Consider the following 16,302-nt stretch of genomic DNA (forward strand, 5'->3'; position numbering starts at 1 on the left):
ACCAGATTAGTTGTCCCATCTTCTGTCACACTTGCGGGAGAAACTGCTAGGGTGACACTAGGTAAATCATCATTGGTAATCGTACCCGTAACTGCGGTGGTCGTACCTACTGTATAACCTGTCCCGGTCGCGAGGGTTAAAGCTACAGTTTCATCGGGTTCAACTGTGGTATCCGCAGTGGGGTCAACTGTTACAGTCGCAGTGGATGAATTAGCAGCAAAATTCACTGTCCCGGTTGTACTGGTGAAAGTTGCTGCACCGGTTTGAGTGTAATCTGTGCTAAAAGTAGCTGTCCCCCCAACTGTATAATTTACTGTCAAAGCATTTGTTGTTACTCCTGTACGGGTGAAGGTATAGACTAAGTTGGCTGTCCCATCTTCTGTCACACTTGCGGGATTTATCGTTAAAGTAATACTCTGGTCGTCATCGATAATTGTTCCAGTTACTGCTGTTGCTGTACCCACTGTATAACCAGTTCCTGAAGCGAGAGTTAAAGCGACGGTTTCGTTGGGTTCAACTGTAGTATCTAGTGTCGGGTCAATTGTTACGGTCGCCGTGCTAGAATTCGCGGCAAAAATGACGGTTCCTGTAGTTCCAGAAAAAGTGTTCGCACCTGTTTGGGTATAGTCTGTATTAAAAGCAGCCCCGCCACCAACAGTAAAGTTCACTGTTAAAGGATTGGTTGTAGAACCTGTACGGTTAAAAGTGTAAACTAGATTTTGTGTTCCATCTTCAGGGACGCTGGCGGGGCTGACAGAGAGGGTGACATTAACAGACTGTACTTCATTATCAGCGATAACTATCGTAGCGCTATTCGGTGTTCCCAAATCGTAACTGATAGTATCAGTTAATGACAGAATTACAGTCTCACTCCCTTCTGTCACAGTATCATCAGTTGGAGTAACCGTAATCGTCGTAGCAGCCTGTCCTGCCGGAATAGTTATGCTCGTAGGAAGAGCGTTATAATCAGTGCTACTAGCAGTTCCTGAAATTGAGTAAATTACGGTTAAAGGACTGGCTGTGCTACCTGTCCGACTGATAGTAAATGTGCCAGGATTGACGGGCGTACCTTCACCAGCGTTGGCATCAGTAGCAGTCACGGTTACAATAGTTGGGTTTCCAAAACTGCCTGCTTGAATGAAGACTGCCGAGTCGAAAATAAAGTCAGTCGTATCAGCAATTGCCAGCTTTATTGTTGCAGGAATTCCAGGGGCAAGCTTGTCAGCAGTTGCACTCAATACCGTTGTAAAACCATCGAATTGGTTGTCGAAAGTACCCCCAGTATTTGAAATAAAAAATGCCGAGTTAGTGACAGGGCTGACATTATTGATAGAAACAGGCGTTGTTGTACCAGGAATGAGAGCAATATTTTCCCCATTCACGAAAAAAGCAAAAACGTCATTAAACTGCGAACCAACATACTCAGGATACTCTTCGGACGCAAAGACAAAAGCGAAGCTGATAGTGCTAGATAACGGAATAAAGTTAAACTGCAATACTGCCGCATCATTTGTAGTATTCGGTGTGACTATACTATTTAGATCTGTGTCACCTAATTGAGAATTATTAGCGCCAGCAGAATTACTGTTGTTTGGACCTGTGGCAAGAGCAATATTCCCGCTGCTGAGAACAATCCCCCCATTGATGCCTAAACCTGCTGCTAGTCCGCCACTAAAAAGTCCTGCTGCAACATTAGCACCTGTAAAACTGATACTGCTTACTGTAACACCAGAGCCGACTAAAGCGGTAACAAGATTGGCCGCAGTTACGCTATTCAAATCGGTTGTAGTTATACTCTGTTCAATCTGAATTTGCTGTCCATCAATCTCAACAATAGCAGTATCATTTTCTAATTTAAGCACTTGCAACTGCTGACTAGATAAACTCTCTCCTGACACCAACTCTGCAAAAATCGCCCCCTCATCTCCCGCACTATCCACCGGATTAACTTGAGCATCCACATAATGCCCAATTTCTTCTAAAATTACCTTAACTATCGTTGCTGGCGAAGCCGTATGTAAAAAAGATGCTGATAGATAAATCTTATTCGTACTACTGGCATAAGCACCATTCGCCGTCCCCAAAACCTCATCACTGAGTACCTCAATTGGGGGAAGTTGACCGAAATTTCGACTTTGCCACTGCTGTCGTAATTCCGTCGCCTTAACCACATCATAACTTGTGCCAAAAGCAGTTTCTAAATTCGCCCAAAAACCATCAGATTGAGCGAAATTAAACAAAACATCGTAAACAGCAGGAAGAATCGGCAAAAAAGTGGAAGTCATGACATTAACAGCAAAAGTTTATTGTCGACAATTTTGGCACAACAAGTGTCAATTTTTCAACCCCTGTAACAAAAATTAACATTTATACAAGAAAACGGGTTTCTAAATAGGCGTTTGCAGAAAACGGGTTTCTCAAAGAAACCCGTTTTCTCAATAGTTTCTCGAAGAAACCCGTTTTCTAAATACAAGAAAACGGGTTTCTCAATAGTTTCTCGAAGAAACCCGTTTTCTAAATACAAGAAAACGGGGGCGTTGTCAGATCAGAAGAGGAAAGATGCAATGCTCCGGTGCTGATTCGGAGCATCTTTCAATTTGACAACGCCGATTGTAGGGCTAATTCCGGAATTAGCCCTACGCCGATTGTAGGGCTAATTCCACTGCTAAATCGAGCGACTCTTGTTCCCCACTTAAGCCCAACCATCGGCACTATTCGTTCATTAAACACTAATTGTCAAGATGCAATGCTATCCTTGCTATCAAAGTAATTTCAGTTCCTAGCTGATTCGGAGCATCTTTCAATTTGACAACGCTGGTATTTATGCAAGTCTTTTAAGATTGTCAAATTTTTATTTGAATTTTGTATTGATGATCGATCATAAATTTGATTTTCCTAAAATTCATCAATACAGTTGTTTTTAGAAAATGATTTAGGATTGCTATAGTTTACTTTGTCTTCTTTGGTAGAGTCCATCCAAAATCTTAAACACTTATTCCGAATAAAAAGCCGGCAAAAAAAGGCTACAAAACTTAATAATGTCCAAAACAGCTAATTTTCCCCTCGTTGGCTCTCTGGTTGGTGAAAGAAAAATCTAGGCTAATCCGATAATAACCTGCTGGCAAATCCTGCTAGGGGGGTTTTATCTGTTAAAATTTCTTGTCGTCGTGAAGTGAAGCGGGAAGAGTATGCGAATTCTATTTGTGGGTGCCGAGGCCGCCCCAATGGCCAAAGTTGGGGGAATGGGAGACGTAATTGGGGCATTACCGAAAGTCTTGCGTCAGCTAGGTCATGACGTGCGGATTTTTCTGCCCTACTACGGTTTTCTCCAAGAAAAAATGGACATCCCTTCCGAACCCATTTGGTCAGGATTCGCCATGTTTCAGGATTTTTTAGTCTATGAGACGGTTTTACCCGATACGGATATTCCTCTCTACCTCTTTGGTCATCTAGCTTTCTCTGGACGCAGTATCTACGGAGGCGAAGATGAGGCCTGGCGATTTACCCTATTTGCCAATGGTGCGGCGGAATTCGCTTGGAATTACTGGAAACCGCAAGTTATTCACTGTCATGATTGGCACACGGGCATGATTCCCGTCTGGATGCACCAAGACCCCGATATTAGCACCGTTTTTACTATCCATAATCTCGCCTACCAGGGTCCTTGGCGCGAAGCATTAGAAAAAATGACTTGGTGTCCTTGGTATATGCAGGGCGATAATACCATGGCCGCGGCGGTTCAATTTGCCAATCGCGTCACCACCGTCTCTCCCACCTATGCCCGTCAAATACAGACCCCCATTTATGGCGAAAATTTAGAGGGATTATTGTCCTATATTTCCGGCAATCTGGTGGGGATTGTCAACGGCATCGATACGGAGGTGTATGACCCGGCTAAAGATGTTTATCTTAAGCAGAATTTTACCCCAGAAACCATCGAAAAACGTCTGGCCAATAAAATTGCCCTGCAAGAAGAAGTGGGGCTACAGGTCAGTAAAAGTGCCTTTGTCATGGCGATGGTGACGCGTTTGGTGGAACAAAAAGGTATTGATCTAGTGATGCAAATTTTAGATCGCTTTCTCACCTATACTGATGCACAATTGATTATTTTGGGTACAGGCGATCGCTATTATGAAACCCAACTATGGGAGATGACTTCCCGTTTCCGGGGGCGAATGTCCCTGCATCTTCTCTATAGTGATGCCCTTTCCCGTCGCATCTATGGGGGGGCCGATGCTTTGTTAATGCCTTCCCGTTTTGAACCCTGCGGCATCTCCCAATTAATGGCCATGCGTTACGGTTGTATTCCCATGGTACGCCGCACCGGTGGTTTAGTCGATACGGTATCTTTCCACGACCCAATTCAGGAAAAAGGAACAGGATTTAGTTTTGATCGCTATGAACCTTTAGACCTGTTTACCTGTATGATCCGGACTTGGGAAAGTTTCCGTTATAAACAGGATTGGCAAAAACTACAGCAACGGGCAATGACTCAAGATTTTAGTTGGTATAAATCCGCTTTGGAATATCTCAAAATCTACAAACAAATCACCGGACAATCCGATCAATTATCCGATGAAGAAAAAGATAAATTTGTCGCCCTGACTAGCAGTTAAATCCTGATTAAGTAGGGGTGAAGATCTATCACCCCTACTGGCTAGAAATTAATCGGTAACGGCGTTGAGAAGAACTTCCGCTAGGGTCATATCTTCCATATCATCGATAGTAATTGTGTCAACGATATCGAATTTGGCCCCCGCCGATTCTAGCTGATCGTCTAAAGCTTTGAGAAATTCTGTCGCTTGTCGATCATGGCCTACTTGAATCAGAGAAATGGCTAATTCTTGATCGCTATCGAGTTTTCGAGAAGCTTCGATAATTTGACGCATCACCGCTTTGCGATCATCTGGTTCTCCGTCGGTAATCACCAGAATAGTTTCTCCGTTGGGTTTAGTTTTGCCGGCAGTTTTGCGCTGAAAATAATTATTGAGGGCATCTTGCAGCACAGCTGCTAGGTCTGTCCTCCCCATGGGTTCATTTTCTTGATAAATTTGTGTCACCTTATCGGAAGTAACATTATCATAGCGTCGGAAACGTCCGGAAAAAAGATAGATAGTGATGCCGTCGGGATCGAATTCCTCGCACTTTCTAGCCAAGGCGAGGGTGGATTCTTGGGCAATTTGCCAACGGGTTTTCTCGCTGGGTTTATCAGCAGTGGACATACTGCCACTTTTGTCAATAATCAGAGTATAATCTCTGTTTTCTACCATAGGGGCTATACCTCCAAGCAATTTGCGCTCGTCCTAGTCTAATAATTATTAAACTCTAGGATGGAAACTCTACCTCGATCGACTAGGGTTTTTTAACTATTGGGGGGAGGAGACAGCGCCCCCAACAGCAGAAACTATCGCCAGAAAACCGGTCGGGCTAAAATGAAAAAAGTATGAAAATTATTGCTTAACCCGATATTGTTAAATTAGCCGATGAGTGATAGCAAATCGATCGCCTTAACCGAGAAAAAGCCAGATAATCCACCTTCTTGGAGTTTTTGGACGGTGTTTAGTTCCACCTTCCTAACCATATTTTTGGCTGAAATCGGCGATAAAACCCAATTAGCAACCCTTCTCATCAGCGCCGAATCCCAATCCCCCTGGGTGGTTTTTGCCGGGGCAGCCAGCGCTTTAATCGCTACCAGTCTCCTCGGTGTCCTGATCGGTTATTGGATTGCTCGTCGTCTTTCCCCGAAAACCTTAGATATCGGTGTCGCTATCCTTCTCCTTTTGATCACCGGTTTACTCATCAGCGATATTCTCTAAGCCATCAGTGATCAGTGATCAGTGATCAGTATTCAGTATTCAGGAGTCGGTCGTCAGGAGATAGGGTGATAGGGTTTTGGGGTGGTAGGGTGATGAGACAGCTTCCCCACCTCCCCATCACCCCACTTCCCCACTTCCCCACCACCCATCTCCCATCTCCCTAGAATTTATGAATTGGCAATTATTCGGACTGACATTTATCACGGTTTTTTTGGCAGAAATCGGCGATAAAAGTCAATTAGTAGCGATCGCTCTCGGTGGCAGTTCCAAATCACCCAAAGCTGTCTTTTTTGGCTCAATTACCGCCTTAATCCTGACCAGTTTCTTAGGAGTCCTTGCGGGGGGCAGTATGGCGCAATTATTCCCCGCTAAGATATTAAAAGCAATAGCGGCCATTGGTTTTGCGCTGCTTGCTGTCCGGCTGCTTTGGCCAGATTCGGATTGATCATTAGGTTTGCGGCAAAAAGCTTTTCCTGGGGGCAGGGTGTGGCCCCCCAACCCCCCCGACATCGGGGGGGCAGGGTGTGGGGAAGTGGGGAAGTGGGAAAGCTGTCTCATCACCCTATCACCCCAAAACCCTATCACCCTATCACCCTATCTCCTGCCTCCTGTCTCCCGACTCCTGATAGCTAAAAAACTTAGGTAAATTCCAGAAAAATCATTAATTTTTTCTAAAAAAGTAGCAAAAATTACAAAAAACATCCAAAAAGTAGCGAAAATCACAAAAAATCTGCTAACCTAGCCGTAATATCACACAGATATTCGTAGAAAGATTCCCGAAAATCTCCTCAGCAAAAACATCCGTGTGAAGTAGCTAATATTGTCAGCGAGGTTAGTTCAAGATCATCATGTCAAATTTAGGACGACGTAAATTTCTCCTGTACGGTTCTGCCGCTTTGGGAACCAGTATTCTGTTAAAAGCTTGTGGTGGCAATCAAAGCCAAACCCCCACGGCTAGTCCTAGCCCGGCTGCTAGTCCCGCCCCAGCTTCTGGAGAGACGATTAAGGTGGGTATTCTGCACTCCCTCAGTGGCACCATGGCCATCAGTGAAACCAGCGTAGTTGATGCGGAAAAACTGGCGATCGAGGAAATCAATGCCGCCGGTGGTGTTCTTGGTAAACAGATCGAGGCAGTGGTGGAAGATGGCGCTTCCGATTGGCCAACTTTTACCGAAAAAGCCACCAAACTGATCGACCAGGACAAAGTTGTGACCGTCTTCGGTTGTTGGACTTCCGCCAGTCGTCAGGCGGTTTTACCCGTATTTGAAGCTAAAAACCATATGCTCTGGTATCCCGTCCAGTACGAGGGTCAAGAGTGTTCTAGAAATATCTTCTACACCGGTGCCGCACCTAACCAACAGATCGAGCCAGCAGTGACTTGGTTGCTGGAAAATAAAGGGAAAAAATTCTTCCTCGTCGGTTCCGACTACGTTTTTCCCCGCACCGCCAACACGATCATTAAAGAGCAGTTAAAGGCGAAAGGCGGCGAAACCGTGGGCGAAGACTATCTACCCCTAGGTAACACGGAAGTTACCCCGATTATTACCAAAATTAAGCAAGCTTTACCCGATGGCGGCGTTATTTTCAACACCCTTAACGGTGACAGTAACGTGGCTTTCTTTAAACAACTGCAAGCGGCCGGTTTAACTCCCGATAAATATCCGGTCATGTCGGTGAGTGTTGCGGAGGAAGAAGTTAAACAGATTGGTAAGGAATATCTCCTCGGTCAATACGCTTGTTGGAACTATTTCCAAACCGTAGATACCCCCGCTAACAAGAAATTTGTTGCGGCTTTTCGAGCTAAATATGGTGAGGATCGCGTGACCAATGACCCCATGGAAGCGGCCTATATTATGGTCTATCTCTGGAAGCAAGCGGTGGAACAAGCGGGAACCGCCGATGATCTGGACAAAGTTCGCGCCGCCGCCATCGGACAAAAATTTGATGCTCCCGAAGGACCGGTGCAAATGTTCCCCAATCATCATATCTCCAAAACCGTCCGGGTTGGTCAGGTGAGAGATGATGGTCTATTTAACATCATTTGGTCAACTCCCGGACCTGTGGATCCGCAACCCTGGAACCAATTTGTCCCCGAAACTAAGGGCTTTGCCTGTGACTGGACGGATCCGGCTAAGGGCGGTAAATTCAAAATGGAAAAATCCTAGTTTTAAGAGTTTTTCCAGACAATAACGAGGGTGAGGTGGACATTACTGTTCACCCCTCTTTTTAAACCTTAAAAATGCACGGGAATAAGGAAAAGTGTCAGCATTATTAGAAGGATTATTTAATGGTATTAGCATCGGTTCTGTGCTATTGCTGGCGGCTTTAGGACTAGCGATTGTCTTTGGACTGATGGGGGTGATTAATCTCGCTCACGGTGAGTTAATGATGTTAGGGGCTTATACTACTTTTGTGGTGCAGAATATCTTTAAGGGTTTCGGTTCTCCCTTCTTTGATACCTACGTTTTATTCGCCCTACCGATCGCTTTTTTGGTGTCGGGATTGGCGGGATTATTATTAGAAAGGGGGGTGATTAGGTTCCTCTACGGCAGACCCCTAGAAACGCTGCTGGCTACTTGGGGAGTTAGCTTAATTCTGCAACAATTTGTCAGAAGTGTCAACGGCTTATTAGTAATTAGTTTAATAGTTTTCTGTTTCTTATTTTTTGGGGCAATGAAGGTGTTAAGTCGTCGCCTAGATTGGGAGAGAATTCGCAGTTTAGCTATCGGTATCACCCTCCCTTTATCCCTAGCTATCGCTGGATTATTAGGCTATCTTTTATCTTTTAATTCCGTTCTTGCTAAACCCTGGTTTAGTGCCAGAAACGTCGATGTAACCGCTCCTGTTTGGTTACGGGGAGGTTTACCTTTACTGGGTTTTCAAATGCCCTACACCCGTATATTTATTATCATTTTAACTGCTCTTTGTTTGTTAGGGACTTATTGGTTTTTAAATAAATCTTCTTGGGGTTTACGCATTCGTGCCGTCACCCAAAATCGCCAGATGAGTGCCTGTTTAGGCATTCCAACAAATCAAGTGGATGCTTTGACTTTTGCCCTCGGTTCGGGATTAGCCGGAGTTGCCGGTTGCGCGATTAGTTTCTTAGGTTCCGTCGGTCCAAATGTGGGACAAAATTATATCGTTGATACTTTTATGGTAGTGGTGGTGGGAGGAGTGGGTAATCTACTAGGAACTATTATCGCGGCCATGGCCATTGGTGTGGCTAATTATTTAATTGGTTCGGGAACTTTTGCCCTGATGTCCGGTTCCGTGGCAGCACTAAAACCCCTAACGGATTTCTTCACCTTTTTCTCCACCACTAGCATGGCCAAAGTGATGATTTTTGCTTTAATTATTGCTTTCTTGCAATTCAAACCTGCGGGAATTTTTCCTCCTAAAGGACGTACTGCCGAGTTATAGATTATGATTACCGAAACCATCACTAGAAACGAATCCCGACAACGGGAAAAGAAAAAGTTAATCACGGAAATCGCTGTTATCGTTGGATTGGTGGTTATCTTTGCGGTGTTTTTGCCCTTAGCTTTGTCGGCTTTCCGCTTGCGTTTATTGGGGCGATTTCTTTCCTTCGCTATTGTCGCTTTGGGGATAGATTTAATCTGGGGTTATACGGGTTTATTAAGTCTTGGTCATGGCATCTTTTTTGCTCTCGGTGGTTACGCTTTGGCCATGTACCTAAATCTTCAGTTACCCCCCGGAAAAATGCCCGAATTTTTTACTCTCTACGGGGTGACAGAATTACCTTTTATTTGGCAACCTTTTTATTCCCTACCTTTGACAATTCTAGCCCTAATTATTGTACCAGCGATCGTGGCAGGATTATTAGGTTATTTAATCTTCCGCAATCGCATTAAAGGGGTTTATTTCTCGATTTTAACCCAAGCGGCTTTACTGGTATTTTTTAACTTTTTTAACGGTCAACAGAAGTTAATTAACGGCACTAATGGCTTAAAAACCGATACCCAAACAATTTTCGGGTTACTGGTGGGTTCCGATGCCGTTCAAGTGGCCTTTTATTTACTCACAATTGTCTGTTTACTGGCTATTTATCTCCTCTGTCGTTGGTTAACTACAGGCAGATTTGGGCGCTTATTAGTCGCCATTCGCGATGATGAGGTGCGGGTTCGTTTTTCTGGTTATGATCCTACTTGGTTTAAGGTGTTAGTTTTTGCCATTTCTGGGGCAATTGCCGGTGTTGCCGGCGCTCTTTACACCGTGCAAACGGGAATTATCACCCCTAACTCTATGGATGTGGCTTTTTCCATTGAAATGGTGATTTGGGTGGCTGTGGGGGGACGCGCTACCCTTGTGGGGGCAGTTATCGGTACTTTACTGGTACGCATGGCCCAAACTTTTTTAAGCGAACAATTTCCGGAAGTCTGGGTATTTTTCCAAGGGGCCCTATTCCTAATTGTGGTGACAGTGCTTCCCGATGGTCTTCTCGGTGGTATTAAACGTTTGCTGACTCATTTTGGTTTCCGCAAAACTTTAATTACCTATCCTAGTATTGAGGAAGATCCAGAAGTGCAACTGGAAAGAGAAGAATTAGAGCATAAGTGATCTTATTCTGTTAGTATTCTCCGAGTCAGGAGACAGGAGACAGTAATCAGTAATCAGTAATCAGTTTTTTTCTCCCCACTTCCCCACTTCCCCACTTCCCCACTTCCCACTTCCCACTTCCCACTTCCCCACTTCCCCACTTCCCCACTTCCCCACTTCCCCACTTCCCCACTTCCCCACTCCCTCTTAGAAATTATGACTGGAAAAATCTTAGAAATCGAGAATCTTACCGTTAGTTTTGGGGGTTTTAAAGCTCTCAATAATCTTAATTTCAGTATGGATACGGGAGAATTGCGGGTGATTATCGGTCCCAATGGTGCGGGAAAAACCACTTTTTTGGATGTGATTACTGGGAAAGTGCAACCCACCGTCGGACGGGTATTATTTAAAGGTCGAGATCTCCGCAAAATTCCTGAATATGCGATCGCTCGTTTAGGTATTGGTCGCAAATTCCAAACTCCTAGGGTATATTTAAATCTAACTGTGCGAGAAAATCTCGATTTAGTTAGCAACCGTAATAAAAATGTTTTCTCGACTCTTTTCGGTCGTCCTCCGCTAGAAGATAGCAGAAAAGTTATTGGTTTATTGGAAATTATCGGGTTAACTGCTAAAGCTGATTTATCCGCTTCTTTACTGTCCCACGGCGAAAAACAACGCTTAGAAATTGGTCAATTAGTGGCCCAGTCACCAGATTTACTGCTAGTAGATGAACCCGTGGCAGGATTAACCGATGAGGAAACAGAAAACGTGGGCAATTTGTTATTAAATCTAGCGGAAAGTCATTCAATTATTGTCATTGAACACGATATGGAATTCGTCCGTCAAATTGCCCGTAAAGTCACGGTTTTACATCAAGGAACCGTTCTCTGTGAGGGGAATATGGAGCAAATTCAAAATGATCCGAAAGTTATTGAAGTTTATCTAGGTTCCTCGGAAGAATAAAAATTCAAATAATTAAAATTAGTTAAAAAGGGTTGACAATGTTACACATATCTGATCTCAATGTTTACTACGGAGAAAGTCATATTTTAAGAGATGTTGATCTTAACATTAATGCGGGAGAAATGGTCTGTTTAATCGGACGTAATGGCGTGGGTAAAACTACCCTATTAAAAACCCTAATGGGTATCTTAAAACCGCGAGCAGGAGCAATTAGTTATGAGCAAGAAAACCTGATTAATAAAACCTCAGATCAAAGAGCCAGATTAGGACTGGGTTATGTGCCGCAGGGTAGGGATATTATTCCCCGTTTAACGGTAAAAGAGAATTTAATTCTCGGTTTGGAAGCTTTACCCACAAAAAGAAAAAATGCCACAATTCCCGAAGAAATCTTTGATTTATTTCCCGTTTTAAAAACCATGTTATCGCGGATGGGAGGAGATTTAAGCGGTGGACAACAACAGCAATTAGCCATCGCTCGCGCCTTAGTTGGGGAACCAAAATTATTAATTTTAGATGAACCCACAGAAGGAATTCAACCGTCAATTATTCTCGAAATTGAAGCAGCGGTGCGGCGTATTGTTGCCAGCAAAGGAATCGCCGTTTTATTAGTAGAACAACACCTGCATTTTGTCCGCCAAGCTGATCGATATTACGCCATGCAGAAAGGGGGAATTGTTGCTTCCGGTTTCACAAGCGAATTAAGTCAAGAAGTCATTCAGCGATTTTTGGCAGTTTAAACTTAACTTTTTCCTTGGATTAAGGGGGGATCGACACCCCCCTTATCAAGGGGGGATTAAGGGGGTATCGGCACCCCCCTTATCAAGGGGGGATTAAGGGGGGATCAAAGACAAAATCTATCTTCAATTTAATTATAACCACTTACTTATATGACTCAAATAGTCGTAATTGGTGGCGGAGCAGCGGGATTTTTTGGCGCAATTAAAGCGGCAGAATCTAACCCAAAAGCTGGCGTTACTATCCTAGAAGCGGCAAAAGAACCCCTAGTTAAAGTGCGGATTTCGGGAGGGGGACGCTGTAATGTCACCCATCATTGTTTTGATGTTTCCCAATTGGTTAATTATTATCCTCGCGGTGGCAAAGCACTACGGGGAGCTTTTAGTCGGTTTCAACCCCAAGATACTATTAAATGGTTTGAATTGCGGGGGGTAAAACTAAAAACGGAAGCGGATGGACGAATGTTTCCCAGCACCGATAATTCTGAAACTATTGTTAATTGTCTGCGGGAAAGTGCGACTTTTGCTGGGGTTAATTTAAGGCTAAATTCCCCAGTTAAATCCGTAAAAAAACAGGAAGAAAGTTTTTTAATTGAATTAAAAAAAGATGAGCAAATTAGAGCAGATAAGCTGTTAATTGCTACGGGAAGTAGTCCTTTTGGTTATCGCACCGCTCAAGATTTAGGTCATTCTCTAGTCTCTCCTGTCCCTTCTTTATTTACCTTTCAAATTGCCGATCCTCGTCTGCAAGATTTGTTAGGGGTTACTGTGGATAAAGTGCGAGTTCGTCTTGGGGGAAGTAAATTAGAACAAATCGGACCTTTATTAATTACCCATTGGGGAGTTAGTGGACCGGCTATTTTAAAACTTTCTGCTTGGGGAGCGCGGGTACTTCACGAGCATCATTACCGAATGCCTTTAATAATTAATTGGTTAGGGGATTATCATCCTGAAAAATTGCGAGAAATTATCTTACAAACTAAAAGTGAATATCCCAAAAGAAAACTTTTTAATTATTGTCCCTTTGAGCAGTTACCTAAGCGTCTTTGGCAGAGTTTATTAAGTTACTTGACTGTTAACTCAGAAACTCCCTGGGCAGAATTATCTAAAAATACTCTCAATCGATTAATGATTGAATTACAGCAGGGGGAATATCAAATCAAAGGGAAAGGGGTGTTTAAGGAGGAATTTGTCACCTCTGGGGGAGTGAATCTTCAGGAAGTGGATTTTAAAACTATGGAAAGTAAAATCTGTCCGGGGTTATATTTTGCCGGGGAGGTACTAGATATCGATGCAGTCACGGGGGGATTTAATTTTCAAAGCGCTTGGACCACTGGTTATCTCGCTGGACAAGCTATGGGCAATAGAAGGGTGTAGCGAGTGCCGGAGAGGGGGAAGTGGGGAAGTGGGGAACCTTTTTTCAGTAAACAGTAAACAGTGAACTGAAAACTCACATCTGACAACTGATAACTGATAACTGATAACTGATAACCCCACCAACAAACTTTTTGCCGCAAACCCTAGTTGATAACCGATTCCTTGATGTTGCTATTCCCAAATTGGACCGGCTGCAATTATTTCTTGGGAGGCAGTGGTAAATTGACGGAAATTTTCCACGAAACGATGGGCCAATTCTCGCGCTTGTAGGTCGTAGGATTCGCCATCTTGCCATGCTTGTCGCGGGTCGAGGATTTTTTTGGGAACTCCGGGGACAATTTCGGGAACGAGAACTTGAAAGATGGGATGAGGATGAAAAATCACTTCCTCTAAATCGCCATTTAAAGCGGCGGAAACCATAGCGCGGGTGTGTTTGATCGAAATGCGATCGCCGACTCCGTAGGGACCACCGGACCAACCAGTATTAATCAGATAAACGGAGGTTTCGGGATGTTGTTCTAAACGTTCCCCTAACATTTGGGCATAGACGAGGGGTGAGAGAGGGAAGAAACATTGACCGAAACAACTGGAAAAAGTCACCTGTGGGGCGCTGATTCCCCGTTCCGTTCCCGCTAATTTGCTAGTATAACCGGAGAGGAAATGATACATCGCCTGGTCCTTGGTTAATTTGGCGATTGGTGGCAGTACCCCAAAAGCATCGGCAGTTAAGAAGATAATAGTTTTCGGGTGGGTCCCCATGCCAGATACGGCACAATTAGGGATATAACGCAGGGGATAGGCGGCGCGGGTGTTTTCGGTCAAACGTCCATCATCGTAGTCGGGAAGGCGATTATCGGGGGACAGGATCACGTTTTCGAGAATAGTGCCAAATTGAATCGCCGCCCAGATTTGGGGTTCGTATTCGGCACTTAAACGGATGGTTTTAGCATAACAACCGCCTTCAAAGTTAAAAATGCCGTCTTCTGACCAACCGTGTTCATCATCACCGATGAGGCTGCGTTTAGGATCGGCGGAAAGGGTGGTTTTACCCGTACCGGAGAGACCGAAAAAGAGGGCTGTATGACCGTGTTTATCCATGTTAGCGGCACCGTGCATCGGTAAAACCCCTTGTTTGGTCATCAGGTAGTTCATCATCGAGAAGACGGATTTTTTGATTTCGCCAGCGTAGCGAGTGCCACCGATGAGAACGATTTTTTTGGCCAGGTTGAGGACGATAAAGGCTTCGCTGTTCAGTCCGTCATCCTCGGGATCTCCCTGTAACCCCGGCAGGGCAATCACGGTAAAATCAGTTTCATGGGCAGCTAGTTCGATCGCACTGGGCCGGAGGAATAACTGATGAGCAAAGAGGTTATGATAGGCGATTTCGGTGACGACGCGCACGCCAAAGCGACAATTAGGATCGGACCCGACGTAACCATCGAAGATATATAGGTCTTTTCCCTGCACATAGGCGAGGACTTTTCGGTATAATTGCTGGAATTTTTCCTCGCTAATCGGAGCGTTATGCTGATTCCAGTCGATTTCCTTTTCGCTGGTGGTTTCTTTGACAATGAATTTATCTTTGGGGGAACGACCGGTATATTTACCCGTTTCCACCACTAAAGCCCCATTATCGGCTAAAACGCCCTCATGACGTTCGATCGCCTGTTCGACTAATTGCGGTACGGAAAGATTGCGATAAACGCGACCGAGATTTTTCATGCCTAGGTTTTCGAGGCCGTAGGTGGGATGAATTTGATTTTCTAATTCGTAGTGGAAATTGACATTCTCCATGCGATCGGACAAGGGACAAGAGATACTATCATTGGTCAGCGTGTGTAGAGTCAGCATAACCCCAATTCTCCTGATAATTTAGTTGTCGGTTTAGAGCTAAGTTCTAGGTCTCTGATTAGTGCAGTTATAGAAACTAGAAAACCCTCGTTTTCTGTCTTTTTCACTCCCAGACACCTAAGAAGCTATATTGATTAGTTGATCTGACGATGTTTCCCTGATTAATCTGGTCTTTTGCTGTCGGTAAAGCCAACTTCAGAGCGGTAATTCAGGATTATTTGCGTATTTAACCCTCATCTCCCAGTCAGGGTTTGTACCTTTTCCCTCTTGCCGATCTAACTGCTTTTTCTAGCTATTTTTAGTCTAGCTGTACAATAGGATACAGCTAATGTTTTTTTTACAAAAGTTAACAGCTAAACAAAATTGGTCAGCTAATCTAGCAGTTAAGTGGGTGGGTGGAATTAAATATAAGATGAACGTAGGTTGGGTTGAAGTATGAAACCCAACGGCCGATTATGTTACGCTACCGCTAACCCATCCTACAAATAATTGTGCCTCCCTACTTAAGCTGCCCGCGAATTTAAATTGCTTGTTGAGATGAGGCACTCTTGCAACAGTAAAGGGATTTGAGGAGATTTAGCCAATCTTAAGGATAGGCGGTTAAAATGCGTCTTAGCCTATCTTAATGGTGGGGGAGGAAGTCTCTGGTTTTGGGGAACGTCAGAACAATAGCTGGTTGTCTAGAGATGATGACAATGATCCTAAACGTGGTCAAATCGATTTCGCCGCTAATAAAAAAAAGTCGATTGACACAGGAACCAGTTAGCGGCCAAAATTGACTCTATTAGCCGTTGGCAAGCCTTAGAATTGATTGTGTAACAGGTTAATTAATTCTAGCTCGATCTCGAAAAAAAACAACTAATATTGACATCCTCACCGCCGTAAACGGACGGTGATTCCCAAACCTCACGATTTGGGTTTCTGCTTCTTTCCCTTGCGGGGTTCCGCACCTGCCTTAACAGATTTACTCTGTTCTGGTCTTATGGTCGCTCTACAGACTGACA

General features: G+C 44.1%; 12 protein-coding genes. 9 read left to right on the forward strand and 3 right to left on the reverse strand.

The window, feature by feature from the left end; translation table 11 throughout:
• Positions 1-2,285: choice-of-anchor L domain-containing protein (locus IM515_RS25540; protein ID WP_287698250.1), on the reverse strand; the 2,285-nt coding region annotated here is incomplete at its 3' end.
• A gap of 903 nt (positions 2,286-3,188) precedes the next feature.
• Here IM515_RS25540 and glgA point away from each other — a divergent pair.
• Positions 3,189-4,616, forward strand: a complete 1,428-nt coding sequence (glgA, locus tag IM515_RS25545; RefSeq protein WP_287628439.1) for a glycogen synthase GlgA — start codon at positions 3,189-3,191, stop codon at positions 4,614-4,616.
• Between the two features lie 48 nt (positions 4,617-4,664).
• On the opposite strand, the gene IM515_RS25550 is transcribed toward glgA, so the two are convergent.
• On the reverse strand, positions 4,665-5,270 hold the full coding sequence (locus IM515_RS25550; protein WP_287628440.1) for a vWA domain-containing protein: 606 nt from the start codon (positions 5,268-5,270) through the stop codon (positions 4,665-4,667).
• A gap of 213 nt (positions 5,271-5,483) precedes the next feature.
• On the opposite strand from IM515_RS25550, the gene IM515_RS25555 reads away from it, so the two are divergent.
• The 8 genes from IM515_RS25555 (at position 5,484) to IM515_RS25590 (ending at position 13,447) form a co-directional block, all read left to right on the forward strand.
• Positions 5,484-5,816, forward strand: a complete 333-nt coding sequence (locus IM515_RS25555) for a TMEM165/GDT1 family protein (RefSeq protein WP_272081172.1) — start codon at positions 5,484-5,486, stop codon at positions 5,814-5,816.
• Positions 5,817-5,985: 169 nt separating this feature from the next.
• Entirely contained in the window at positions 5,986-6,261 is a 276-nt protein-coding gene (locus IM515_RS25560; RefSeq protein WP_002764179.1) for a TMEM165/GDT1 family protein, read from the forward strand.
• A 403-nt stretch (positions 6,262-6,664) separates the two neighbouring features.
• Entirely contained in the window at positions 6,665-7,981 is a 1,317-nt protein-coding gene (gene urtA / locus IM515_RS25565; RefSeq protein ID WP_287628442.1) for an urea ABC transporter substrate-binding protein, read from the forward strand.
• Between the two features lie 94 nt (positions 7,982-8,075).
• Positions 8,076-9,236, forward strand: coding sequence for an ABC transporter permease subunit (locus tag IM515_RS25570; RefSeq protein ID WP_287628443.1), 1,161 nt, complete (start codon positions 8,076-8,078; stop codon positions 9,234-9,236).
• Between the two features lie 3 nt (positions 9,237-9,239).
• Complete coding sequence (urtC, locus tag IM515_RS25575; RefSeq protein ID WP_287628444.1) at positions 9,240-10,394, forward strand: urea ABC transporter permease subunit UrtC; 1,155 nt, start codon at positions 9,240-9,242, stop codon at positions 10,392-10,394.
• Between the two features lie 195 nt (positions 10,395-10,589).
• Positions 10,590-11,336 carry an urea ABC transporter ATP-binding protein UrtD gene (gene urtD / locus IM515_RS25580; RefSeq protein ID WP_002771592.1) on the forward strand — a complete coding sequence of 249 codons (747 nt, stop codon included), beginning with the start codon at positions 10,590-10,592 and terminating at the stop codon, positions 11,334-11,336.
• Between the two features lie 38 nt (positions 11,337-11,374).
• Positions 11,375-12,073 (forward strand): urea ABC transporter ATP-binding subunit UrtE, encoded by a 699-nt coding sequence (gene urtE / locus IM515_RS25585; protein ID WP_287628445.1) that lies wholly within the window; start codon positions 11,375-11,377, stop codon positions 12,071-12,073.
• A gap of 150 nt (positions 12,074-12,223) precedes the next feature.
• Entirely contained in the window at positions 12,224-13,447 is a 1,224-nt protein-coding gene (locus IM515_RS25590) for a BaiN/RdsA family NAD(P)/FAD-dependent oxidoreductase (protein ID WP_287628446.1), read from the forward strand.
• A gap of 171 nt (positions 13,448-13,618) precedes the next feature.
• Here IM515_RS25590 and pckA read toward each other — a convergent pair whose 3' ends face one another.
• Positions 13,619-15,298: a phosphoenolpyruvate carboxykinase (ATP) gene (pckA, locus tag IM515_RS25595; protein WP_287628447.1), complete on the reverse strand. Its 1,680-nt coding sequence runs from the start codon at positions 15,296-15,298 to the stop codon at positions 13,619-13,621.
• Between the last annotated feature and the right edge of the window lie 1,004 nt (positions 15,299-16,302).

This window comes from Microcystis sp. M44BS1 (assembly GCF_020244875.1).
GTDB classification, from domain to species: domain Bacteria; phylum Cyanobacteriota; class Cyanobacteriia; order Cyanobacteriales; family Microcystaceae; genus Microcystis; species Microcystis panniformis.

Excerpts from the sequence above, each read along its gene's own strand:
- glgA (WP_287628439.1), top strand. The coding sequence starts at position 3,189 with ATGCGAATTCTATTTGTGGGTGCCGAGGCCGCCCCAATGGCCAAAGTT.
- IM515_RS25550 (WP_287628440.1), bottom strand. The coding sequence starts at position 5,270 with ATGGTAGAAAACAGAGATTATACTCTGATTATTGACAAAAGTGGCAGT.
- IM515_RS25555 (WP_272081172.1), top strand. The coding sequence starts at position 5,484 with ATGAGTGATAGCAAATCGATCGCCTTAACCGAGAAAAAGCCAGATAAT.
- IM515_RS25560 (WP_002764179.1), top strand. The coding sequence starts at position 5,986 with ATGAATTGGCAATTATTCGGACTGACATTTATCACGGTTTTTTTGGCA.
- urtA (WP_287628442.1), top strand. The coding sequence starts at position 6,665 with ATGTCAAATTTAGGACGACGTAAATTTCTCCTGTACGGTTCTGCCGCT.
- urtC (WP_287628444.1), top strand. The coding sequence starts at position 9,240 with ATGATTACCGAAACCATCACTAGAAACGAATCCCGACAACGGGAAAAG.
- urtD (WP_002771592.1), top strand. The coding sequence starts at position 10,590 with ATGACTGGAAAAATCTTAGAAATCGAGAATCTTACCGTTAGTTTTGGG.
- urtE (WP_287628445.1), top strand. The coding sequence starts at position 11,375 with ATGTTACACATATCTGATCTCAATGTTTACTACGGAGAAAGTCATATT.
- IM515_RS25590 (WP_287628446.1), top strand. The coding sequence starts at position 12,224 with ATGACTCAAATAGTCGTAATTGGTGGCGGAGCAGCGGGATTTTTTGGC.
- pckA (WP_287628447.1), bottom strand. The coding sequence starts at position 15,298 with ATGCTGACTCTACACACGCTGACCAATGATAGTATCTCTTGTCCCTTG.